This is a genomic window from Erysipelatoclostridium sp. MSK.7.34 (assembly GCF_019041935.1).
GTDB lineage: Bacteria > Bacillota_I > Bacilli_A > Erysipelotrichales > Coprobacillaceae > Thomasclavelia > Thomasclavelia ramosa.
In genome coordinates this window covers 1-24,965 of sequence record NZ_JAHPYJ010000020.1, presented here as the reverse complement: position 1 = coordinate 24,965, position 24,965 = coordinate 1, and the positions used below count along the sequence as shown (strand labels likewise).

Here is a 24,965-nt window from a genome sequence, read left to right as displayed (position 1 = left end):
ATCATAATTTCCTTTTTTTAATACCAGTCTTTGATTTGGACTTTTTCTTTTACACAAATTATTCCCATCCAAATTAGGCTAAAACCAATTAAACCAACTACCCAAAGAGGAATTCCCTGGACTACGCAATCTCCAACTAGAATTTCTACAACTACAAATAAACTTATCGCAACTAAAGCTAATTTGTTCATTAAAACCGCCTCCTTACTAAATATATGTTTATCCTTATCTTTATAATACTTATTTTGTAGACTAATAATATCATCAATTTGTTAACAAAATGTTAAATTTTGGAATTTATGAAATATGAAAAATGAGGCTGTTGCCTCATCTTTCATATACATAGGGAAAGTTATTCAAATAGAGCAGGTATAAGATATGATTAGTCTTTTAATCAAAATTTTATAGTGTGCATAAAGGACTTAGCATTATTTTATAACCAATCCATCTATACCATAGCTAAATTATCTAATATTCTCATTTAAAATTATATCATCCCTGCTTTAATTCTATGTAAAGTTTTAGTTATTTAACCTCACCCTTACTAGCTAAATAGATAATTCCTAACATTACCGGTACAAAAACAATAATTATTGCACTTCCCGGTAAATTACTATTACCACTATAAGCCATAACTCCTGACAAATTAGATAAAATTGTTATTAAAAACATTCCCAAACCTAACCCTAATCTCTTTTTCATTTCTGTCACCTCTTTAACCTCATTTTACTTAATTACAGAAACGAAACTATACAACTGTGCTTAAGATTATGTAAAGATTAACCTAAGGCGACATCTAACATCATCATCACGACAAACCCAATAGCAAAACCAATAGTTGCAATATTACTATGATGCCCTTGTGAAGCCTCCGGAATAAGTTCCTCAACAACTACATAAACCATGGCTCCTGCCGCAAATGCTAATAGATATGGTAAAATCGGTACTACTAATGAAGCCATCAAAATAGTTAATCCTGCACCAATCGGTTCAACAATACCTGATAGCATCCCATATATAAATGATTTGTTCTTTGATAACCCAGAACTTTTTAACGGCATTGAAATAATTGCTCCTTCAGGAAAGTTTTGAATTGCAATTCCCAGCGATAAAGCTAAAGCTCCCGCATAAGTTACTCCCTGACTTCCAGATGCCAATCCCGCAAAAATAACTCCAACTGCCATTCCTTCTGGGATGTTATGCAAAGTTACTGCTAAGACTAACATTGTTGATTTTTTCAATTGACTTTTAGGACCCTCTTCTTCATTATCCAAATGCATATGAGGTACATTACGATCAAGTAAAAGCAAAAAAGCTATTCCTAATAGAAAACCTACTGCTGCAGGAACAAACGCCATTTTTCCCAAATCACTTGACATATCCATCGCCGGAATCAATAGTGACCAAACAGAAGCTGCAATCATTACTCCCGAAGCAAATCCTAATAATACTTTCTGAACTAAATCGTTCATTTTATTTTTCATAAAATAGACACACGCTGCCCCTGCCGTCGTTCCAATAAACGGAATCAATATTCCAATTAATGTTTCCATATTATATTTCCTTTCTTTCTAATAACTTATTCCAGCCCGCCTGATAAAATTCTTGTAAATCACTGACAAAATCCTCAGCTTGTTTCTCAGTCATTTGATGACGGACAATTTCAAAAACACCAAATAAATATGAATGATTAATAATATGTGATAATTTATCATCAAAACCATGTTCATTAAATTGCTTCGTTTTTTCATTTACTAAACAATCTAAATATTCTTCATAACGAGTTCCTTTACTACAGCAAATGATTAATTTAAAAACTTCAAAATTTTGATAAATGTAATCAATCGTCTCAAGATTAATTCCCTCAACCAAATAATCATTTTTAAATTCCTCAGACACTTCTTCAACAATATCATTAAAAAGTGCCTCTTTATTTTTATAATATCCATACATTGCTCCAGTTGTTACATGAGCTGCTTTGGCAATTTTTCTTAGCGATGCACCAAGATACCCACTATTTAAAAACTCCTGAGTCGCAACATTTATAATTTTTTCTTGTGTAGTCATAGTCACCTCCAAAATATAACACTGTTATATTTCGACATTATTCTACCTCAGAGCTATTGCATAAGCAAATAATATGCATAAAAATAAGAACTTCGTAGAAGTTCTTACAAAAATTCACCAATTATTGAATTCTCATTACCCTTTATATCATTTGGTGTCCCAGCAGCAATTACATAACCACCATCATTTCCTCCCGCTGGCCCCAGATCAACGATCCAGTCAGCAGCATTGATAATCTGCTGATTATGTTCAACGATTACTACTGTATTACCACTATCAACAATACGATCAAGCAAAAGTAGTAAATGCTCAATATCCAGAGGATGTAAGCCAATTGTTGGTTCATCAATTAAATAAAGATTATGTTTATTTATGTTTGTTAGTAATGTCGTTGCCAATTTTAAACGCTGTTTTTCACCACCCGACAGCGTTGTTAAAACTTGTCCTAATTCTAAATACCCTAAACCAACATCTTGCAGCATTTTTAAAGTTTTAATTATTTTGGGACAATCACTAAAAAAACCTACCCCTTCATCAACTGATAAATGAAGCACATCATCAATTGAATGTTCATGATATTTTAATGCAAGGATTTCAGGAATGAAACGTTTTCCTTGACAAACTGGACAGACAACCTCAACATCTTTAAAAAATAACATGTTGCTAGTAACAGTTCCTAATCCTTCACAATTTTCACAACGTCCTCCTTGGCTGTTAAAAGAAAAATGTTTAGCCGTAAAACCCATTTCTTTAGTTGCTTCTAAACTTCCAAAAAGCTTTCTAATTTCATCATAAATTCCTGTATATGTAGCAATATTAGAGCGCCTTGTCGTCGTAATACTTTCTTGTCTGACAGCAATAATATCATCAAAATATCGATAATGCTGTTTAGCTAATACAGCAAACACCAAAGTACTTTTACCAGACCCTGATACACCGGTAACAACATTTAAACAATCAACTAAAAAAGTTACATCAATATTTTTCAAATTATGAACATGAGCATTTTTCACCTCAAAATATCGATTACTTGTTCGATATACTCTTTTACATTTCTTTTTATTAACAAAATATTGTCCAGTTATTGAACTAGGATTATTTTGCAACTCGTGATAAGTTCCTAATGCAAGAATTTGACCACCATGCTTTCCTGCACCAGGTCCAAGGTCAATTAAATAATCTGCTGCTTTAATTACATCTAAATCATGTTCAATTACAATCACCGTATTCTCTTGATCTCGCAATTCCTTTAAAACATTAATAATTCCTGCTGTATCTTTAGGATGTAATCCCATTGTTGGCTCATCAAAAATATAAATTATCCCCGTTAACTGACTTTGTAAAGCCGCTGCCAATTTAATTCTTTGTTTCTCACCGCCAGATAAAGTCATTGTTTGACGATCTAAATGCAAATATCCTAAACCAACATTAATGATTCTTTGAATTTTTGTTTTTAAATCAATTATATATTGTTGGACAGCTTCTTTTTGTGGTCCTGAAACAGTAGCTTCCAGCTGCTCAAGCCAATGTAGTAATTCCGTCAAAGGCATTTTTGTTGTTGCTGTAATAACTGTTTTATTCACTGTAATTTGACGACTTAATGAATTAAGCTTTTCACCATGACAATCAGGACATACCTGTTCATCGAAATAACTGCTTATTTCTTTACTTTGATTTTTCTTTTCTTCAACCCGACGCCATAAATTAGTTATAATTCCTTCAAACTTACTTATTTTTATTTTACCAAAAAGTTCCTTAAACTGTTTTGATTCAGTTCCATATAATAAGATCACTCTTTGCTGCTGATTAAAATCAATCACTTTTGTTTCCGGAGTCACTGAAAGCCCCAGTTCTCGATATACTTTTTCTAATTGTTCGATTTGATATTCTTTATAACGATGATGCCAAAATGCAACTGCACCCTCGCGAAGAGATAAGTTTGGCTCAAGTACTTTATCTAAATTAAGTATTAATGTTTTACCTAATCCAAAGCAAGTTGGACAGGCACCTTTTTCACTATTAAAAGAAAAATGTGATCTTGTTAATTTTTCCATCTTATAATGACAATAATTACAGTACATATAAACAGTAAAATCATTATCAGCTCGAACTAATTCTTCATGACAGTATGATGCATCAATCATTTTACCACAGTGGGGACATTTACGAACTCCTAGCTTTTCATAAATCATTCGAATATCAGTGTAAATATCTGTTACTGTTCCCAGTGAAGAACGAGGATTATTATTTTTTTCATCCTGTGTAATTACAACTGCTGGTGAAACATTTCTTATTACTTCGACTCCTGGTTTATTAATTCCTTGAAAAGAAATTGCTTCTAAATACTGTCGCTGACATTCTTGATAAAGAACATCAATTGCTAAAGTTGATTTACCTGACCCGGATAAACCAGTGATTACGACTAATTTATTCCGAGGAATCGTCAAATCAAGATTCTTTAAATTACCATGATACGCATTTTTAATTATAATATCTTTCATGTCAACTCCTGCTTAATCAACTTTTTCTTCTAGAATAGAAGTACAATGAGGACAGCGGGTTGCCTCTTTCGCAACTTTTTCTCTACAATAAGGGCATACTTTTGTTGTTTCAACCAGCACTTCTTCCTTGTCAGTCAATTTAGCTTTGATACTTTCATTAATTTTATTCATTGCACGAACAATTAAGAAAATAATCATTGCTATAATTAAGAAATTAATCACCGCCGTTAAAAAACTTCCATACTTTAAAACTGGAGCATTTTCACCACTCCCCATGACAAGTTTTAAATCAGAAAAATCAACTCCGCCAAAAATCCCTAAAATCGGTGAAATAATATCATTATTAAGTGAAGTTACGATTGTTGTAAAAGCACCACCAACAATGACCCCTACAGCCATGTCCATAACATTTCCTCGAGTTATAAACTTCTTAAATTCCTCAATAATACCTGATTTTTTTTTCATCATTTAACCTCCTAACAAGTTAATATGTTTAATTATACCATATTTCTATTATTTCAACGTTTTTTCTTAATAGCTTATCAACATAATTATTAAATATAATAATTATGTAATTAAACCCCTAGTTTTATTTCTACAATTCAATAGCCAAATATAATTTACTTGTATCTTCTTTTCTTGCTTGCTTGCTGCAAGTGCTTTATTAGTAAAAAATAACAGGACAAATTAAACTTCATCCTGCTTTTATTTAATGATCACTCAATACTTTCTTTTTAAACATTAATACTGAAATAGTATAGATTATATAAAAGATTACTAAAATAACGATAGCACTAACAATATTTACAGTGTATAGTTCTGTCTTCATAACATTAGCTAGCGCATGAACAGAAAAATATGAGGACAGTACCATCAAAACAAAAGGACAATAATAAGCAAAACGTATCTCATTTCTAATTGACCTACTCAATGTTCGTTTACTGATTCCTAGTTTTTTTAGAACATTATATCTCTCTCGATCCTCAAAAGCCTCATTACTCAATTTCATAAAAATGATACTTCCACTAGCTAAAATGAATACTAAAAACAAGAAAATACAAATAGAGTACATTACTCGAACCCAAGCAATATCCCCACCATTAGGATCATTGGCTAAATAACTCACATAATCTACAGGTCCATCTTTTACCAAACTATTTAAATAATCAATCGATGCTTGATAATTATTAGGATCTTTTATTTGATAGTTATACATATAAAACTCTTGTCCAAAATTTCTTAACTTTTCATATGTGTTATCACTAACAATATAGGTACTAATATTTTCTTGCAATAATCCTAAATATGATGTTGCAGTTTCATCAACAATTTGATATTTTTCACCTGCAATTTCTATCACCGGATTAATTTCAGGATCTGAGATATCAAGTAAATATAATCTCGTCAAATTAACTACTTGCTGATCATCTAATTTTGGTATATCAAATTTAATTTTAGCCTCTTTTGCGGCTTTTTTTAACTGGCTAGGCTATATGAAACTACACCATACTGATTATATAGATATTTACTTTTAACCATATCTGCATTTAAGGCAATATAGTTTAGACTATTATGATAGTTGAGCTCATTATTACTACTGATTTTTTGAGCAATTTGGTTGCCATCAAGAGCTTTATTTGCCATCACAGTATAAGTATAAGTACCTCTAAAATGACTGATATTATCGTAGCGTTGTTTCATTGCAAATGAGGTTGCTAAAACGGTAACCGAACAAATCATTAAAATCGTTACCATTGCATAAGCACGATAATTCTTTTTTAAACGAAATGCTAAATTATTGACCCACAATGAGCGTTCTTTTTGATATAGATAACTTTTGTTTTGAGCTAACTTTTTAATTACAAACGGAATTACCCCATTATATAGAAAATAGATTCCAGCAACAACCAAAACTACTGCATAAAATATATAGATAAACGAAGACATATCACCAACCATCATCGCAGCATAATAGCCACCACAAATCAAAACTACCCCAATTACCACTTTTAATAAAGTAATAATTATTTTTTCTTCACGTAATTCATTTTGTTTTGATGCTGATAACATATCTAAAACACTGCTTCTTAAAATGTTAATATAGCCTTTAATAATCATAATAGCAAAAATCGTGACAAATAAAGCGGTTGTCAGTAATACAGGAATAATACTAAAACTAAATGAAACATCCACGCTTATATCTGATAAGCGTAATAACAACATTGTAAAAAGTTTAGAAAAAAGCGCTCCACTCCCTAGGCCAATAATTAATGATAAAAGTCCAATCATCGCAACTTCAATTACATACATCTTACCAATTTTTACATTATCCAGTCCCATAAAAGTAAAAATTCCAATTTCTTTTTTACGCTGTGATAAAAAAACATTTGTCGCATACCAGATAAAAAAGAAGACAAAAATTATTAAAACAATAGAAATAACTTGAATAATAATTGCAATATAATCACTGTTTTTTTCTTTTAAAACATCCATCGCATTAGAAAAAACAATATTTTGAAAATTAAAAAACGTAAAAATTGAAAACGATAAAGAAATAATCAAAGCAACATAATTTTTGACACTGCGTTTAAAATTTGAATAAGCTAATTTAAATAAACTCATTCTTGTTCACTTCCCATCGAAGCTAGTAAGCTTAAAATTTCATCATAAAACTTTTGTCGCTCACCACTATGATTTAAGCGACATTTAATTGCTCCATCACTAAGCATATAAACCTGTTTAGCATAGCTGGCACTATAAGCATCATGAGTTACCATTAAAATCGTTGCATTGCCTGACTCATTCGCTTTTTTCAAAGAAATTAATAAATCTTTACTTGACTTAGAATCTAATGCTCCTGTCGGTTCATCAGCAAAAATAATCCGTGGATTAGTAATCAATGCTCGTGCACTGGCACCACGCTGCTTTTGTCCCCCTGATAATTGATAAGGATATTTATTTAAATGTTCACTTAATCCAAATAAAGAGGCCATCTGTTTAGTCTTTTCAATAATTTCACGGCTTCTCTTTCCATTTAAACTCAACGGTAAAGCAATATTATCCTGTAAAGTCATATTATCTAATAAATTATAATCTTGAAAAATAAAACCAATTTTCTCCTGTCTAATTTTCGACAACCGCTTATTATTAACCTTTGTAATATCCTCACCATCAATAATGATTTCACCACGAGTTGGTTTATCTAAAGTTGATAACATATTTAATAAAGTCGATTTACCTGCTCCAGAAGGTCCCATAATTGCAATAAAATCATTTTCATAAATGTCTAAATTAATATTTTTTAATACTTTAGTCTGATAATCTTTACCACCATAACTTTTAACGAGATTTTTTATTTCCACAATCTTTCTCATTTTTAATTCCTCCTTAGATTACAACTAAAGTTTACCAACTAATCAAGAAAAAATCCTAACGCTTATCTAACAGTTAGCTCTATAATCTTACATTTTAGTAATCTAGCATGAAATATTCTGCATTATCTTCAAATTGTAATTTAAAGCGGCTTCCTGAGCAAAAAGTATTATCATAGATAACTTTAATGCCTAACTTCTCTGCTATCTCTTTAACAAAATATAAACCCATTCCCGTTGAGCGATAGTCTCCATCACGAAGATTATGACCGATAAAGCCACGGTCAAATATATATGGAGCATCTTCCGGTGCAATTCCGATTCCATTATCTTCAACAATAAGTTCTAATCCATCATGATCTTCTCTAATATAAAAAGTCAAATTTGGTTCTGTTTGTTTATATTTAATCGAGTTGGTAATGAACTGGTCCAGCATATATGTTAACCAGCGCCGATCACTATAAACATACTCATTCTCTACCTTTAAATTAATTTTAAAATGATCATTAATTAAGAAATAAGATTGATGTTTTATCGCTTCCTTAATAACTTGAGATAAAAAAACTTTCTCTATTTTAATATCATTCACAGGATTTCTAAGCTTACTAGACATTAACATTGTATTTAATAATAATTGAATTTGTTCAATAGTTAAACGCATTTGTTTTTTTAAAACTAGATCTTGATTACGTTCATTCATTAAGCGCATTGAAGCAATCGGCAACTTAGCTTCATGTGACCATCTAGAAATATAATCCGATAATTCTTGTATTTGAGTACTTAAGTGATTAATTTCTTCATGATAATATAAATCGTTTTGCTCAATAACACTAAGTGCTTGCAACGATAAATAGCTTTTTAATTCCTTTGTGGTCAAAAAATTATTAGTTTTCATTATTTTTTCAACTGCTCGGTATTTCACATTTCCATAAATAAAGATCGTAATCCCAATAAAAATTAAAATAACATCCAAATAAACCAGATCACTTAAATATAAGCGACTACCACACAAATATAAAAAATAAATATTAATAAATACTAAAACTAACATTCCACCTACAATAGGCCGTAATTTCTCTTTTAAATAATTAATCAATATAATAACCTACTCCCTTTTTCGTCTTAATAATATCTTTTCCATTCGTTAATTCCTTTAATTTATTTCGTAGACGTGAAATATGAACCGATAAAGTCGCATCAGTAACAAATTCATCAGTATTCCACAATGTCATCATCAACTGTTCCCTGGTTACCCAGTTGCCTCGTTGCCCTAATAGTGTCGACATTATCTTACCTTCTGATTTAGTCAATTCTAAAACTTTATTTTGATATACAAATCGCCCCCTCACAATATCATAAGAGGTATCCTCATCAAGATATTCTTTTTCCAAATGTTTATATTCATAAGTTCTTCTCAATATTGCTTTTATTTTCACCAACAGCAATTCTAAATCAAATGGTTTTTCAATATAATCATCGCCTCCAGCTGACAGTGCCAGAATTTTATCAGCATTTTGCTCTCGACTAGAAATAAATAATATTGGTACTGTGGAATTTTCCCTTATCTTTTGACACCAGTAAAAACCATCATAAAAAGGCAAATTAATATCTAATAAAATCAAATCCGGCTGATATGTACAATATACTTGATCTACATGCTTAAAATCCTCAAGATACTTTGCCTGAAAATTCCACTTAACACATAATAATTGCAATTCACGCGCCAAGATCAAATCATCTTCAACTATCATGATTTTCATTCTCTTCAACTCCTTTTATTCATTATACTATCGCCTCTTAAGATAGCCTAGTAATTTAACCAACCTTACAAAACTGTTAGAAAAAAAACTAGATCGCAATCTAGTTTTAACTATCAGGATATCCTGACCCATGATGATAATAATACTGATAATTATTCTCTTTGAATTTATCGACTGCTTTTCTCCCCCGATTAGGATAATTAGTAATGATTCCACTAACCCCAAGTTCAAGATACTGTATCATCCTACTTTCATCATCTACTGTCCATACATAAACAGGAACCCAATTACGATTAGCCTTTTCTACAAAACTCACTGTAGCTCGATTTTCTTCTATCGCCAAAAAGTCGATACCTTGGTTCCATAATGATCCTTCAATATCTCCAGCACTACCATAAATACAATATCCAATCCACCATTCAGGACGCTGACTTTGAAGATATTGAACAGTATCTAAATCAAGCGACATGTAGATAGCCTGCTTTTGATAATCATTTTTCTCTATAACATCAATAATTTTTTTAGCTAGTTTTTCTCCATTACCGCCCTCAACTTTTAACTCAATCAAAAGTCCCATTTTAGTGCTATTCTTTTTTAACTTTTTAATCAAATGATCTAGCGTCGGAATTTTATCAGTGTATTCGTTATGATAAACCAAGGTTTCACTTAATTGTTTAGCAGTCATATTTTTTACTTTTTCATCTTTATGTGCCAATCGCGACAAATCTGCATCATGAATCACAACAGGAACCCCGTCTTTAGATAATTGCACATCAATTTCTGCATAATCCGCTCCTTTATCAGCTGCTGTCATGATAGCTCCATCTGTATTTTCAACCCCGTAAATTGAACCACGATGACCGATTACCCATGGATGATGGAGCATCAACGGTTGTTCTAAATACATACCTACTAGACAAACAGAAATAAAAGCTAAGAGTGCTGTAACCATTCTAGGATGATGATTATATAAGCGAGAATTATTTAAAGTTCGTTTAATTAAGCGATAAGGCAAAAACAGCAAAGCACTATCATCTTCAAATTCCTGACCATTTTTTCTTTTTTCATAACGAATAATAATACTAGCAGCAAAATACATCAACAAAACAACAATTAAGATAGCTGATAAAATATATATTGAATTAGGAAAAAGATAAGTAATCAAGATGAACATACAGGGCCAAAAAACAAGGTTGATCATCCCACGATACTTTTGATAAAAATGTGTTTCAAAAAAATATTTATCCAAGCTTTGAAAAAAACGATTACCATGAATTTGTGCTTTTAATAAAGTTCGGTCAAATAAGCGATTAAATTCTAAATCCACCTTTACTTTCAATAGTTCAGGCTCGTGCTTACCCATAACACCTATTAAATATTGATAGAAAACAATCATCAAAACCATGATTATTAATGTATATATGATGTATTCCAATAAATAAATTCTAAATCTCGAAGAAATAATTAAATTCTTTAAAAAATAACGATTAAAATCCGCATTTTTTATTAAAGCATCTGGTAATATTTGAATTAATCCATTCTCAAGAACGATCCAAATACCCATTATTCCAATTAATGAAATACGTTCTTTTAATGTCAATAATTTATGGAACTTTATATTTTCTTTAAAGGCTTTAATAATATTTTCTTTTTTTAAAATCATTAAAACCGGTACAAAAAACATTAATCCATAAATTCCAAAATACAATCCATAGATTAAACATATTAAAATATTCCCTTGAAAAGTTAAGCTCAATTCTCCAAAAATAAAATTAGGAATTTTTAAACTTGGTATCAATGAGTTTATATAACCAAGATGCACTAATGGTAAAATAAATAAAAAGAATATTCCTGTTAAAATACTACTAGGATGCTTTAAACAACTCAAATTTAATAACGAGGTTTTCATTACCTCATAAATTCGAAAATCTTTATTTTGCTTATTTAAAGTAATCATATTGATCAGTACACTAAATTCATATCCAATTGCAATTACTGCCATCATCATAATAATTAAAACAACTGTAATCCCTTCAAGATTTAAGAAATTAAATAATATGTATTGGTTAAATGCAGCTCCGCTGGAATTATTATTTAAATATATTTGAAGAATTTTATTAATCAATGGACTGATAATTAGGAATATTGCAAATTTATAGAAAATCTCAAATTTTAGGATTTTAAAAAAGAGATGTTTAAAGTTTTTTAATTTATCTTTCATTTTTACACCCCCAATATGACTTATTCTATCATTATTACCAATTTATTGTTATTAATAATCCTTAAAAATTTTCTTAAAAAAAACTACCCTTCCGGCAGTTTACTTAAATCTAGCATTATTATAGTTGTAGGGGATACTCGTTCCTACTACAACATCTTCAATTCTATCAAGAATCAACCAATCATCCATATTCCCCTGATGATCAAAATCTAGTGGTTTAATTGCTTCTACATCTGTAAATTCAACTAAACACAAACATTTTTTATGCCAGCGAACTTGTTGTTTTGGCGTTAAATCTAATTTATCTTGATACTTTAATAATATTTCATTTATTTCATCTTCACTTAATTTAATAAAATTTAAAACGTTAACTACTCTTGCTTTTGCTGTTATTTTTTTAGTTCCTTTTTCCATGAAATATAATACTTCGTCATTGAATACTCTACTATGAGGAATCTTGCGTCCTGCTGCTCCTCGAATTATCATTGTTTTTTTGCCACTCATAATCTTTTCTAAGACTTTTTCTTTATTGTCTAAATATACTAAATGTATCATCTAATCACCTCAAATTTATTATAAAGCCTCTAGTAACTAGAGAGTCAAATGCTTTTTACAGGAATTCTTAGTTCAGTCACAAATTCATTTTCATCATTAGTAAAGATAGGATCTATTAAATAATATTCTAATGCTGGTCCACACATTACTAAATTATTTTTTTTCATCCATTCCATCATAAGAGTATAAGTCTTATATTCATCTCGATAAGGCCCATAATGAAGAGCAGAAACACATAAATAACCAGGTTCTTTTCTAACTACTCCACCAATTTCATGATTTAAATCAATTTGAATAGAAACTTCAACATCAGCACAATCGGGATCATATTGCTGATAATCATCATAATAACGCGCCATTATATTTCCTATCGGCTCTAAATTATTCTTACGACATAAAGTATTTAATTCACTAAATCGACGCATAAAGGCTGCTTGGTCTGCTAAACCTTGTTGACGAACATAAGCAATATAAATTTCCGGTATTTCCTTTAATTGTAAATGCAACTGATGATCTTGATACTTTAGACACTCCAAAAAGAATCCTAAACGTTTCTCTAATTTATTTAATTCAGCTATTGTTTTTTTTAATTCAGCATGTTTTTGATTCAAGGTTTCTTCACTCAAAGAAACGGAATTATTTGCAAGCTGATGTTTAATCTCTTTAATTGAATACCCCTGAATCTTAAATTGATTAATAATATTAGCTTGTAATATCTGATGTCTAGCGTAATAACGATAGCTTGATTCAATATCCCTTTTTTCAGGGACTAATAGCCCGATTTCATCATAGTAACGTAAGGTCCTTATCGGAATATTACAAATTTCTGCAATCTCACCTATCGAATAATATTCTTTATCCATGATTATCTCCATCATTAATGTGTTCATGTCCCCACTTGCATAAACATTCTAACACCGGCATCAATGTTAAACCACGTGGAGACAATGAATATTCAACTTTAGGCGGGACTTGCGGATACTCATTGCGAATGATCAAGTTGTCCTTTTCCAATTCTTTTAACTGAGTGCTTAGCATTTTATGTGTAATTGTTCCTAATGCACGTTTTAACTCACTATATCGTAGTACTTGTTTTTTCCATAACCAAAATAATATGTGCATTTTCCATTTGCCATCGATCAAAGACATTGCATATGCAAATGGTCTTACATTTACTTCATCGTTCATTTTTACTCTCCTTTTAGATAGTATTTTACTTATAAGTGTATACTTGTTATTAATTTAGTTCTAATTTATCATATAGTTATTAAAATAACAAGGAGGCTAATTAGATGAAAAAACAAATAAATGTATTTGATTATGCTAAAGAAATTATGGAAGCTGTTCAAACTGGCGTTCTTTTAACAGCTAAAGTTGATGATAAAGTCAATAGTATGACAATTTCCTGGGGAACCTTAGGAATTGAATGAGCAACAGAATTATTTACTGTTTTTGTAAGAGAACATCGTTTCACTAAAGAACAGATAGAAAAAAATCCTGAATTTACAATCAATATTCCTTTAGGTGCTTTTGATAAGAAAATCTTAGGGGTTTGCGGTACGAAATCAGGAAGAGATATTGATAAAGTTAAAGAACTTGGGCCTACTTTAGAAGATCCTGATAAAATATCAGTTCCAGGTATTAAAGAGCTTCCTTTGACACTTGAATGTAAAATTGTCTATCAACAAGTACAAGATAAAAATGCAATTACTCCAAACAATTTAGAACGTTTTTATCCTCAAGATGTTGATAGTTCATTCTATGGAGCAAATAAAGATTTACACACGGCTTATTATGGCCAAATCATTAATGCTTATATTATTGAATAAATAGAAAAGTCCGGTTAATTATTCCGGACATTTTCATTATTTAGCCTCTAAACGATTCAGTAAATCTATAATCAATCTTTGATTATTATCATTAACATCAAATTTATCAAGTAATTGATTTATTTTTAAGCGTCCCCCTAGTTTTAATTGAAGGTCAGTAACTTTTCCTTCACTAACTAATTTAATAATTTCTCTAAGCCCTTTTATTTCCAAAACATCCTTTAATTGACTATTTAAAGTATAACGTTTTTTTTCATCAACACACTCACCATTTGTTCTTATAATTTCCTGATATACATAAAATGAATCTTTAATATAACGTTTTAAAGTACCATTTCCATCATTATCTTTATCTACGTAAATAAATCCATAACGTTTTTTCATTTCGCCAGTTGAATAGCTTACAATATCAATCGGACTCCACCAAGTGTACCCAAGCAACTCAACTCCATCTAAGTCTACTGCTTTTTTCATTTCTCGAACATGTTGCGTCAAATAATCAATTCGGTAATTATCATGAATTTGATGATCGTCACTAATTTCATCGACTGCTCCTAGTCCATTTTCTACGATAAATAACGGAATTTGATAACGATCATATAAGTAATTCAAAGAAACTCTAAGTCCCTTAGGATCAATCGGCCAGCCCCATTCGCTTACTTTAATATATGGGTTTTTAGCTCCACTAAAAAGATTTCCGCCACTTCCAAGATTATCTAAAATATCACTTGACATCGTAATACTCTGGTAATAACTAAAACCAATATAATCAACTTTTCCTTGTTCTAAGATTTTTTCATCACCATCTATGACTGGTAATTCAATTCCATAACGTGACATCCATGTCAATGCTTTATTTGAATATCTCCCTCGTACCTGAACATCGGTAAAAAAAATATTTACATCCATAAAATTATGATTAAACATTACATCATCGGGTTTACATGTAGCGCTATAACCACATAAGAAGGCAATCATACAGCCAATTTGAGCAGAAGGAATAATCTCATGACAAGCTTTAACCGCTTTTGCTCCTGCTAAGAACATATGATGACATGCAGTCAAAACGGTTTGTAAATAATTATTATCAATTTTTGCAATCGCACCACCTCCAGTATAAGGATTGGTGATCATTCCATTAATCTCGTTAAAAGTTAGCCAATATTTGACTTTAGCAGAATATCTTTTGAAACATGTAATAGCAAAACGTTCAAAATAATCAACACACCGCCGATCAAAAAAGCCATTGTACTGCCTGCTTAAATAATAAGGCATTTCATAATGCGATAATGTGACCACTGGTTCAATATCTAGTTTCAACATCTCATCAAATAATTGATCATAAAACTGCAACCCTTTTTCATTCGGCTCTAGCTCATCACCATTAGGATAGATGCGTGACCAAGCAATTGACACTCGCAAACAATTAAAGCCCATTTCTTTAAAATATTGTAAATCATCTTTATAGTAATGATAAAAATTAATTGCTTCATGACTTGGATAATATTCTCCAGCAACAATCCCATCAGTCCGTTTTCGTTTTTTAGTCTTACTTCCTGCAAGCATTACATCACTAACACTTAATCCCTTACCATCGAGATTATACGCACCTTCGCACTGACTCGCAGCCAAAGCACCACCCCATAAAAAGTTTTCTTTCATCGTTTTCCACCTCATACTTATTATTATAACATAGAAAATAAAAAGCAATGGTATTAACCATCACTTAATTACTTCCATTACATATTTATAATCAATGTCCTCAGTTAACCACACACCATTTTGGGAATAATAAAATTTACAGCCATCTTCACACATTGCCTTTGTATCAATAACTAAAACAATTGCTTTACCATGTCTACTTCCGACTTTAAATGCTGTTTCAATATCTTTCGATAAATGAACATATAAACGTTTCATTTTTTTAATCCCTTCTTGCTCTATCTTGTTCAAATATTTAAATGCCGTTCCATGATAAAGATATTCTGGTGGAATCTTTTCAATTAATTCAATATCTACTTTGATTGAATGACCTTGGTTAGCTCGAATTTTTGTATGATCTTCATTATATTGATATCGCTGTTTATTATTTGTCATGACAATCTCATCTAATAATGTTCGATTAATAAAACGACCACTATTATTAATTCCTAACAACAACTCATCAACCTTTGCCCATCCATGATAATCTAGCTTTAATCCAATTAGTTCCGGTTTATGTCGTAAAATCAAACTAATAAACTTACCAAGATTTACTAAATCATTCATGTTCAAACTCTAAACGCATATCATACCAGATAGCACCACCATGCATTGACTGAGAAATCCCACAATTTTTAAATCCAAACTTCTCATAATAATGCAATAATTTATCCTTGCAAGTAAGAATACATCCTTTTCGTCCTGCCATACGGGCATCATCAATTACCACCTGCATGACTTTGGCAGCTAACCCTTGTTGACGATATTCAGGAATTGTATTTACTCCAAAAATTGCCTGCCATTCTCCTGCTTCATCATGTAAGCTAGCATCTTCAAACATAATATCATTGATCGTTGTTTCATTTGTTACCATTCCGTTAATAAAACTAATCAATTTTCCTTCATCTTCCAATAGCCAAAAATGATTCGGATAAGTTTTCAAACGTTTTTTAAAATTACTCCGACTAGCTGCTTCTGCAGGTGGAAAACAAGTGGCTTCAACAGCTGTAATTGCTTTTAAATCTTTAATTGTTGCTTTACGTATTATCATTGTTAAAACCTCCTTTACTCGTTTAGAGTATATCACTTATTATAAAATTAATAAAGAATCATTGGATAGTGGTTAATTATTGCTATTTTTATAATATTAGCTTATAATGTTATTGACATATGTCAATAACAAAGGTGGTGAAGCTATGCCAAGACCATGTCGAAAAAGAAAAGTATGCAGATTACCTAGATATGCATATTTTGGTCCAAACCCGTCAGCTACAAAAACAGTAGTCCTATCAATCGACGAATATGAAACAATTAGATTAATGGATCTTGAAGGACTCACACAACAAGAATGTGCTAAACAAATGGATGTTGCCCGAACAACCGTTCAGAGTATTTATGAACAAGCACGTTATAAGCTTGCTCAAAGCATTGTCCGGGGCTATTCTTTAAAAATTGAAGGTGGTAACTACTCTCTTTGTGACAAAGCTCACTTAGTCAATTGCACTTCATCTTGTACAATTAAAAATAAAAGAAAAATGGAGGATAACAGAATGAAAATAGCAGTAACTTATGAAGATGGTAATATTTTTCAACATTTTGGAAAGAGTAAAGAGTTTAAAGTATACGACATTGAGAATCAAGAAATTATCTCTAGTCAAATAGAAAGTACTAACGGTCAGGGTCATTCAGCCTTAGCAGAAATTCTAAAAAATCTTAACATTGATGTATTGATTTGTGGTGGAATTGGCGGAGGTGCACGAAATATCCTCACATCATTAGGAATCGAAATCATTCCTGGGGTCATTGGCAGTAGTGATGAAGCAGTAATCGACTATCTAAAGGGTGAGTTGCATTACGATCCTAACACAGCCTGTAATCACCATGATGATGGTCATCACGCTTGTCATGAACACGATAATAAATGTTGTCATTAAAAAGATGAGACTAAAAACTATAGTCTCACCTTTTTAAAATTCAACTTTAATTAATTCTACATCATTAGAAACCACCGCTTCATTAGTATTTTTTATCTCTTTTAAATCAGTATGATTTGTTATTAAGACAGGTGTTTCTAATGAATATCCCGCAGCCTTGATCTTATCCATGTCAAATTCCAATAGTAATTGTCCTTGACCAATACGTGCAATAAAGCCCTCGCCATTTAATTGAACTGCATTAATTCCCACGTAAATTAATAATTCAACACCACCTTTGGGGTACCGTAAAGTGAAAAAAGCGCTCAATTAGTGACTAATCCAGTTAATGCTAATGTTGTAAAACATACCTTTCAAATTGATGGAGATGGCTATGGTACCTTACAAATTGCTCACACTTTAACAAGAGAAACATTCCAACACCATCTCTTTCTTTACATGAATTTAGTTTAAAGAATGAAATAGATAATAAAAGTAAGTATACTGATGTATGGAATAATCCCTATATGTGTAGAATTTTAATGAATGCAACTTATCTTAGAAATTTAATTCTTCATAAAAGGGAATATTTCAAAACTAGAGGTGAGTATCAAAAACTTCCAAAAGAGAAATGAAAAATCTTTAAACATCATCATGAAATAATTATAGACGAAAAGATATTCTGTATTTATCAAGCAAAATTAGAAAGCAAGGAAGTACGTTCAAAACGAAAACGAAAGATTTATAAAAATATATTTCATGGTTTATTATATTGTGCAGACTGTGATAGCCTTTTAAAGACCTTATTGTATCGCTTTTACCAGTAACTGAAATCATTAAAAATAGATCTTCTTTATTAGCAATTAAATCAATTGCAAACAGGTTATCGGGCTATTAACCTCTCCAACACAGCGAACTCTTCTTGTTTATTTTACTAAAACGGCTAACTTTCTCATCATTTTATCATTAAGGTATAATGCATCAATTCGATTGTATCAATATATTTTTTCAATCTTATTATTCTCTTTATTAACGGTATCTTTAGCATTATTTAAGCTATTTACATATTTAACGCAATCATATTTAAATTCTGTATAACCTGAATATCCTACTTTTAACAAAATCATTGTTTTAGTAACTTTCTTCAGTTAATATTTCTGTTAGCGATAATCTTTAAATCTTTGTTAAACCTTTACAAATCAATTCACACGGTTTTAATTCATTTTTGTTAATAAATTCTTTTTTTGATTGATATTAAAAATAAAATCCATTGATCATCGCCTCCTGTCTCTTTAGTAATTGCATCTTACAATGGAATCTTTTTCAAATTAATTATCAAAATAAAACTATAGTTTCTTTAAAAAACCATAGTTTTATATAAACTATTCTAATTTTAAACCATTACTTTTAATAACATTTTGATACCATATATATGAATCTTTTTTATATCTTTTATGACTGCCTACTCCATAATCATCTTGATCATTATAAATAAATCCATATCTTTTTTTCATTTCACTTGTTCCTGAAGAAACCATATCAATTGGCGACCAGGCACAATAAGCAAAAACCTTGACACCTCGTGTGATTGCTTTATTCAAAGCAATAATATGTTCTCTAATATAATCAATTCGATAATCGTCGTGTATTGTATCATTATCTAACCTTTCAATTTGACCAATTCCATTTTCAGCAATCATTAATGGTTTTTGATAACGATCCCAATATTTAAGAAAACAATCATATAGACCAAGAGGATTAATTGTCCATCCCCATGGATTAGTCTCCAGATAAGGATTTAATTGGGAATCGCCAATAGCTAAAGTATTCTTTTCATGACTGACAACGTTAGAATTATAATAACTAATCGCTAAAAAATCTAAAGTATTTTCTTTTATTAATACTAGATCGGTTTCTTTTATCTCTACGGCGATATGATTATGACTAAAATAACTTATTGCATATCCAGGATATTCTCCCCTTAATTGTACATCTGCATAAAAATACATTGTCATTTGATTTTTTTCAGTTGAAAAAACAACATCCTTAGGCTTACAAGTCATTGGTGTTACTAAAAAATCAGCTAGCATACACCCAAATTTAAAGTTATTATTTATTTTACTTCCAATCTCTTTTATTTTTGCACAGACAACAAATTTATTATGAATAGCTTGATATTTCTTTTGTTCCAATTGTGTCACTGTATCTTTTACAATTCCTAACGAACTGAGACCTACCCGTGTTAAATTAATCTGATTAACAGGTATCCAATATGTTACTTTATCCTTATATCTTTGCATAATCAAAGTTGCATATTTTATGAATGCTGTCACAACTTTTTCATTTAAAAAACCATTATATTTTAAAGCTAAATCAATTGGCATATCATCATGATATAATGTAACAATAGGCACTATCCCCATTTCTTTTAACAAATTAAATATTTTATCATAATATTTTAATCCTTGCTCACTAGGTTCACCATCTATTCCATTTGGAAATACTCTTGCCCAACTTATTGAAAACCGAAAACAAGTAATCCCCATTTCCTTAAGCAATATCAAATCCTCTTTATAACGATAATAAAATTCAATTCCTATTTTTTTAGGAAAATTATATCTTTCTGGATAATTGAGACGGTCTAAAATCTCCGCTTTAGATAAATCTCCTTTCACCTTTGCTTTATCATTTGGATCATAATTTTGCAAATCAGCAACTGTCAATGCTCTATCATCAGCCCCCTCAGCCTGTTTTGCGCTCATTGCCACGCCCCATAAAAAATCTTTAGGAAATTGATAATATATTTGTTTTTTGTATTTTTCTGTTAGTAGCATATTTAATTCTCCTTATGACCCTGTATTTGGTAAAAAGATTCAAATAATATTATCATTTTTTCTGTCAAATTAACCTCACTCATGATTGTCATAAGAGTATCTTGAGCATGGGTAAATAATAAACATGTTTTATAATGTTCACCTGCAGCCTCTTTTTGAATTATTTCTGTTTGTTCTTGATGTGCTTTTTTTATATCCTCCCTTGCCTCCACAATTTTCTTATGTGCATTTGAAAAATCAAAGATACTGAGTGCCTCCAATGCTTCATTTGCTTTTGTTCTTGCATTGCCTGAATTCATAATGATTTTCATCGCAACTGGTATTAAAAGACTATTTTCATCCATTTATTATTCCTCCACACTATATGACTAATTGGTTACGTTAATCAAAATTCTTTCTTTAATAATTCTTTTTCATGTTCTTCTTTAACAAGCTGATTATCATATCTCATTAAAAATGGATACCAGATCAATCCATAAATAATAAATAGTACAAGAAACCATATAAACGCTCGGAAATCATCAGTAGTTAACCAGGTGCAAATCGGCGCAGGAATACGAGAAATATTATTAACTCCGGCTGGAATATTTAGCATACCAGCTTTCATTACAAACCAGATAATTAATGGACCAATAATTGAATTTATCCACATTGGAATCATTAGTAACGGATTAAAGACAATTGGCGCCCCATAAACAAGTGGCTCATTAATATTAAATATTGACGGTCCAATACAGATTTTCCCCATTGTTTTTAATTTTTTAGATTTACATTTAAATAACATTAGAAAATTTAATGGTAATGTTCCACCTAAGCCCCCCATTGCGATTAAGGCCGTTGTAAAAATCGTTTCTGTTGTCACAATATAAATTGGACTTCCTCCAGCCAATGCCATCTCAGCATTGGCTGCAATTCCCGCCATTAAAATTGGTTTAACAATAGCATTTAACGACCAAGCTGAAATACCTACTGAATATAACAATACGTATAAAAAACAAATAACAACAAATCCCAGTAAAGATTGTCCTAAATTAACAATCGGCTGGAATATTAAATTAATAAATTCTACTAAATCAAAACCTATTGTAAATACAGTTACTCCAAATATTAAATAGATAATTGTCATTGGAACAATATTATTTATCCATTCACAAACAAAATCCGGCATTGTAGCACTATCTTCCAAAATATGTAACTTTGCATATAAATGGAAAATCAACATTACAACTAATCCTACAATAATCGCAATAAATAAACCTGATCCACCTAAAAAATTAATATCTGTAAAAGTAAGTTCAGTTTTCCCAGTTGTTGCATTTTTTAATAAGGTTGCCATGGTTGGACATAAGGCCATTAAAAATACAGTCACTGAAGTTAACCCTGCAGTTATTGTATATTTAGGATGATCCAGTTCCACCATCCCAAAATAAGTAACCATAAAAGCTACTATCAATGACATCATTCCAAAGCTAAATGTATTAACAAAACTCAAGTCCGGTAGTGATGGAATGTAACGTACAAATACATTGTAAATTGAAATAACTGATCCTACCAAAATAAACGGCAAGATTTTCTGCATTGCGCTCGCCACTGCTGCAATCCAAGGATTACTGAAAACTTTTTGCATCCCTGGTGCTAATTTATTAGTAAACCAATTCATAATTCCTTTCATTTTTCTCTCTCCTGTTATATATTTTATTTATAAAACTCTTCTATTTCTAATAATGCTAATTCAAGTAATGCTTTTCCATCTAACATTGAATAAATTTCTTCAGGAATAACAATTACAGGAATATTATATGGGGCTGCCATATCTTTAAAAGCATTCAGCCTAAATTCATAATGCGGTCCAATGCAAAGAATATCCATTTTTGGCAAATATTGTGTGACTTCGCTTTCACTCTTTGCTTCAATAGTTGCATCTATTTTACCTTTTTTTGCAGCTGCTCGAGCTTTTTGAGCTAAAAATCCTGAAGAGAGCCCTCCTCCACAACAAAGATAAATATGTGCTTGTGCCATTTTTATTTCCTCCATTTCTTATTTGTCTGCAAGTTCTTGAACTTTACGCTTATATTTAATCATTTTGTTCATATCTACTCAACTAACATTCTGCACAGTGCAAATAAGTATTTTGCACTGTGCAAAATTCTAGTTTTAAATAAAAATTAAAACTATTATAATATAGAAAACAACAACTAGGGAAGGATGAGAGCATGAGAAGGAAGCAAGAAGAATTGATCAATTATTTATATACTCATAATGAAAAAGTTACAGCAAATATTCTTTCAAAAGCATTAAATCTCTCTATTCGAACAATTAAATCATATATTGCCGAATTAAACATGAATTATCCTAGCTTGATTTCTTCTAGCAATCGTGGTTATGTCATCGATAAAGTAAAAGCTAACTCACTACTTCAATATAAAGACGATATTCCTCAGGACTATGAAAGCAGATGTATTTATATCATAAAAAAGACGCTTTTAGAAAAGCAGGACTATATTGATATTTTTGATTTATGTGAGGAATTATTCATTAGCTATAGTACTTTAAAAAAAGATATTTATAAAATGAATACTTCATTTGCAAATTTTAAAATTACTTTTTCTAGTGAAAATAATAAACTTCATGTTGGAGGTTCTGAACAAAATAAACGTAAACTAATTAGCCATGTGATGTCAGAAGAAGTAAGCGGAAATTTTCTTAACTTAACTTTGCTACAAGAAAGTTTCCCAGATTATGATCTTGATGATGCCTGCACCCTAATCAAAGATATTTGCAAACAGCATCACTACTATCTTAACGATTTTTCTTGTGTTAATTTTATTTTGCATGTAACTATTATGGTTAGTCGAATCAACCATGGTAATCACATTATTAACAATAATGAATTAATTCAAGTTACTAATAAAAATGATGAAAAAATAGCTAAAGAACTATGCCTAGCCTTAGAACAAGTCTTTAATGTCTCTTTTAATTCATCAGAAATACTTGAAATCTATATTCTCTTTAAAAATAATGCAAATTATATAAATAATGAAAACGAAAATGTTTCTTTATTAGTATCAGATGAAATTATTCAAATTACCAAAAATATCATAAAAAATGTTGATGAACATTTCTTTATTAATCTTGACTCCGATAATTTTATAACTCCTTTTATGCTACATCTAAAAAACCTTAAAAATAGATTAATAAAAAACAATCTTCTTAAAAATCCAATGCTTGATTCTATTAAAATATCATGCCCAACTATATATGATATCTCAACGTTTATTGCTTATCAGCTGACATTATCATTTCATGAAAACGTCAATGAGGATGAAATAGCCTTCATTGCTTTACATGTAGGAACAGAGATAGAAAGACAAAAAAAAGAAGAAACAAAAGTATCCTGTCTCCTATTATGTCCTGAATATTTAAATATCACTAGTACTTTACACAAAAAAATTATGATGGATTTTGGAGATCAATTAACTATTCAAAAATCAATTTCATTTGAAAATGAGATCCTAGGGAATAATTTTGATCTTCTTATCACTACTGTTCCTGTTTTAGAATCTACAAACTACTTTACCGTATTATTACCACCATTCCCAATGAGCTATGAGAAAAATAAGATTTTAGATGCAATCATTAGAATAGAGAACACTAAAAAAAGTCAAATTCTTACTAATAATCTTAATTTTTATTTTAATGAAAAACTTTTTTATTCAATGAATGAAGATATTAGTAAATCCGCTGTTATTAACGAACTAGCAGAACGAATGATTAATCTAGGCTATGTAGAAGAAAACTTTAAAGAAGAGATATGGAAAAGAGAAACAGCAAGTTCTACAGCTTTTATGAATATTGCCATTCCACATCCTATGAAAATGAGCGCTTATAAAACTAGTATAGGAGTGGTAATTAGTCATAAAGGAATTGACTGGGGAAACCAGCATTTTGTCAATGTAGTTTTTATGATTGCTTTTAATAAAATAGATAACAAACATTTTCATGCATTGTATGAATCTCTAGTATTATTATTTAATGAACCAATTGTAATATCAGAAATAAAAAAATGTAAGAACTTTAATGATTTTAAAGATATCGTTATAAAAAACTATTTAAAATTCAATGAACGATAAAAAAGATACCAGTATCAACACACTAGTATCTTTTTAAATAGTTTTAACATCTTATTTCAATTCAGGCCAGAAATCTTTATTCG

Annotated in this window: 27 protein-coding genes and 1 pseudogene; 4 read left to right on the top strand and 24 right to left on the bottom strand. The window is 30.4% G+C overall.

Annotated features, from left to right (window positions below):
* Positions 1-17: 17 nt before the first annotated feature.
* From KTF99_RS12565 to KTF99_RS12500, 15 genes are all read right to left on the bottom strand, one after another.
* A complete protein-coding gene (locus KTF99_RS12565) occupies positions 18-191 on the bottom strand; it encodes a hypothetical protein (RefSeq protein WP_003539439.1) in 174 nt (57 codons plus the stop codon).
* 334 nt (positions 192-525) lie between these two features.
* Positions 526-702: a hypothetical protein gene (locus KTF99_RS12560; protein ID WP_003539438.1), complete on the bottom strand. Its 177-nt coding sequence runs from the start codon at positions 700-702 to the stop codon at positions 526-528.
* 77 nt (positions 703-779) lie between these two features.
* A complete protein-coding gene (locus tag KTF99_RS12555) occupies positions 780-1,553 on the bottom strand; it encodes a ZIP family metal transporter (protein WP_003539437.1) in 774 nt (257 codons plus the stop codon).
* Position 1,554: 1 nt separating this feature from the next.
* Complete coding sequence (locus KTF99_RS12550; RefSeq protein WP_003539436.1) at positions 1,555-2,067, bottom strand: TetR/AcrR family transcriptional regulator; 513 nt, start codon at positions 2,065-2,067, stop codon at positions 1,555-1,557.
* A 104-nt stretch (positions 2,068-2,171) separates the two neighbouring features.
* Positions 2,172-4,568 carry an ATP-binding cassette domain-containing protein gene (locus KTF99_RS12545; RefSeq protein WP_009008891.1) on the bottom strand — a complete coding sequence of 799 codons (2,397 nt, stop codon included), beginning with the start codon at positions 4,566-4,568 and terminating at the stop codon, positions 2,172-2,174.
* Positions 4,569-4,580: 12 nt separating this feature from the next.
* Complete coding sequence (mscL, locus tag KTF99_RS12540) at positions 4,581-5,033, bottom strand: large conductance mechanosensitive channel protein MscL (protein WP_008792661.1); 453 nt, start codon at positions 5,031-5,033, stop codon at positions 4,581-4,583.
* Between the two features lie 244 nt (positions 5,034-5,277).
* Positions 5,278-5,928, bottom strand: a complete 651-nt coding sequence (locus KTF99_RS17260) for a hypothetical protein (protein ID WP_254210165.1) — start codon at positions 5,926-5,928, stop codon at positions 5,278-5,280.
* A gap of 116 nt (positions 5,929-6,044) precedes the next feature.
* The gene (locus tag KTF99_RS17255) at positions 6,045-7,190 is read right to left on the bottom strand and encodes an FtsX-like permease family protein (protein WP_254210163.1); all 1,146 of its coding nucleotides are present in this window, start codon (positions 7,188-7,190) and stop codon (positions 6,045-6,047) included.
* Complete coding sequence (locus KTF99_RS12530; RefSeq protein WP_003539432.1) at positions 7,187-7,942, bottom strand: ABC transporter ATP-binding protein; 756 nt, start codon at positions 7,940-7,942, stop codon at positions 7,187-7,189. The genes KTF99_RS17255 and KTF99_RS12530 overlap by 4 nt, the downstream gene beginning before the upstream one ends.
* Positions 7,943-8,036: 94 nt before the next feature.
* A complete protein-coding gene (locus KTF99_RS12525) occupies positions 8,037-9,035 on the bottom strand; it encodes a sensor histidine kinase (protein WP_009008889.1) in 999 nt (332 codons plus the stop codon).
* A complete protein-coding gene (locus tag KTF99_RS12520; RefSeq protein WP_003539430.1) occupies positions 9,028-9,699 on the bottom strand; it encodes a response regulator transcription factor in 672 nt (223 codons plus the stop codon). The genes KTF99_RS12525 and KTF99_RS12520 overlap by 8 nt, the downstream gene beginning before the upstream one ends.
* 106 nt (positions 9,700-9,805) lie before the next feature.
* Positions 9,806-11,920, bottom strand: coding sequence for a glycerophosphodiester phosphodiesterase family protein (locus tag KTF99_RS12515; RefSeq protein WP_029482281.1), 2,115 nt, complete (start codon positions 11,918-11,920; stop codon positions 9,806-9,808).
* A gap of 99 nt (positions 11,921-12,019) precedes the next feature.
* The gene (locus tag KTF99_RS12510; RefSeq protein ID WP_003539427.1) at positions 12,020-12,475 is read right to left on the bottom strand and encodes a hypothetical protein; all 456 of its coding nucleotides are present in this window, start codon (positions 12,473-12,475) and stop codon (positions 12,020-12,022) included.
* A gap of 44 nt (positions 12,476-12,519) precedes the next feature.
* Positions 12,520-13,365, bottom strand: coding sequence for a MerR family transcriptional regulator (locus tag KTF99_RS12505; RefSeq protein ID WP_233523249.1), 846 nt, complete (start codon positions 13,363-13,365; stop codon positions 12,520-12,522).
* Complete coding sequence (locus KTF99_RS12500) at positions 13,331-13,663, bottom strand: winged helix-turn-helix transcriptional regulator (protein WP_009300361.1); 333 nt, start codon at positions 13,661-13,663, stop codon at positions 13,331-13,333. Before KTF99_RS12500 ends, KTF99_RS12505 begins: the two co-directional genes overlap by 35 nt.
* Before the next feature lie 104 nt (positions 13,664-13,767).
* Here KTF99_RS12500 and KTF99_RS12495 point away from each other — a divergent pair, with 104 nt between their 5' ends.
* On the top strand, positions 13,768-13,905 hold the full coding sequence (locus tag KTF99_RS12495; RefSeq protein ID WP_009300363.1) for a hypothetical protein: 138 nt from the start codon (positions 13,768-13,770) through the stop codon (positions 13,903-13,905).
* 21 nt (positions 13,906-13,926) lie between these two features.
* Positions 13,927-14,304, top strand: a pseudogene (locus KTF99_RS12490) (flavin reductase); the annotation flags it as partial.
* A gap of 36 nt (positions 14,305-14,340) precedes the next feature.
* Here KTF99_RS12490 and KTF99_RS12485 read toward each other — a convergent pair.
* Genes KTF99_RS12485 through KTF99_RS12475 form a run of 3 tightly spaced genes read right to left on the bottom strand, consistent with a single transcriptional unit; the run spans position 14,341 to position 17,056 of the window.
* Positions 14,341-15,966, bottom strand: coding sequence for a family 1 glycosylhydrolase (locus tag KTF99_RS12485; RefSeq protein ID WP_029482279.1), 1,626 nt, complete (start codon positions 15,964-15,966; stop codon positions 14,341-14,343).
* A gap of 60 nt (positions 15,967-16,026) precedes the next feature.
* Positions 16,027-16,572: an RNA 2'-phosphotransferase gene (locus KTF99_RS12480; protein WP_003539419.1), complete on the bottom strand. Its 546-nt coding sequence runs from the start codon at positions 16,570-16,572 to the stop codon at positions 16,027-16,029.
* On the bottom strand, positions 16,565-17,056 hold the full coding sequence (locus KTF99_RS12475; RefSeq protein ID WP_003539418.1) for a GNAT family N-acetyltransferase: 492 nt from the start codon (positions 17,054-17,056) through the stop codon (positions 16,565-16,567). The genes KTF99_RS12480 and KTF99_RS12475 overlap by 8 nt, the downstream gene beginning before the upstream one ends.
* Before the next feature lie 145 nt (positions 17,057-17,201).
* Here KTF99_RS12475 and KTF99_RS12470 point away from each other — a divergent pair, with 145 nt between their 5' ends.
* A complete protein-coding gene (locus KTF99_RS12470; protein WP_008792656.1) occupies positions 17,202-17,939 on the top strand; it encodes a NifB/NifX family molybdenum-iron cluster-binding protein in 738 nt (245 codons plus the stop codon).
* A gap of 33 nt (positions 17,940-17,972) precedes the next feature.
* Here the strand turns inward: KTF99_RS12470 and KTF99_RS12465 are convergent, their stop codons facing one another.
* From KTF99_RS12465 to KTF99_RS12445, 6 genes are all read right to left on the bottom strand, one after another.
* Positions 17,973-18,248: a PTS glucose transporter subunit IIA gene (locus KTF99_RS12465; protein ID WP_009008885.1), complete on the bottom strand. Its 276-nt coding sequence runs from the start codon at positions 18,246-18,248 to the stop codon at positions 17,973-17,975.
* A gap of 665 nt (positions 18,249-18,913) precedes the next feature.
* Positions 18,914-19,045: a hypothetical protein gene (locus tag KTF99_RS17435; RefSeq protein WP_256443941.1), complete on the bottom strand. Its 132-nt coding sequence runs from the start codon at positions 19,043-19,045 to the stop codon at positions 18,914-18,916.
* A 255-nt stretch (positions 19,046-19,300) separates the two neighbouring features.
* Entirely contained in the window at positions 19,301-20,752 is a 1,452-nt protein-coding gene (locus KTF99_RS12460) for a glycoside hydrolase family 1 protein (RefSeq protein ID WP_217215597.1), read from the bottom strand.
* Between the two features lie 2 nt (positions 20,753-20,754).
* The gene (locus tag KTF99_RS12455; RefSeq protein WP_003539406.1) at positions 20,755-21,096 is read right to left on the bottom strand and encodes a PTS lactose/cellobiose transporter subunit IIA; all 342 of its coding nucleotides are present in this window, start codon (positions 21,094-21,096) and stop codon (positions 20,755-20,757) included.
* 41 nt (positions 21,097-21,137) lie between these two features.
* On the bottom strand, positions 21,138-22,424 hold the full coding sequence (locus KTF99_RS12450) for a PTS sugar transporter subunit IIC (protein ID WP_003539405.1): 1,287 nt from the start codon (positions 22,422-22,424) through the stop codon (positions 21,138-21,140).
* 23 nt (positions 22,425-22,447) lie between these two features.
* Positions 22,448-22,771: a PTS lactose transporter subunit IIB gene (locus tag KTF99_RS12445; RefSeq protein WP_008792651.1), complete on the bottom strand. Its 324-nt coding sequence runs from the start codon at positions 22,769-22,771 to the stop codon at positions 22,448-22,450.
* A 194-nt stretch (positions 22,772-22,965) separates the two neighbouring features.
* Between KTF99_RS12445 and KTF99_RS12440 the strand changes: the two genes are divergently transcribed.
* The gene (locus tag KTF99_RS12440; RefSeq protein ID WP_008792650.1) at positions 22,966-24,882 is read left to right on the top strand and encodes a BglG family transcription antiterminator; all 1,917 of its coding nucleotides are present in this window, start codon (positions 22,966-22,968) and stop codon (positions 24,880-24,882) included.
* Positions 24,883-24,965 lie beyond the last annotated feature (83 nt).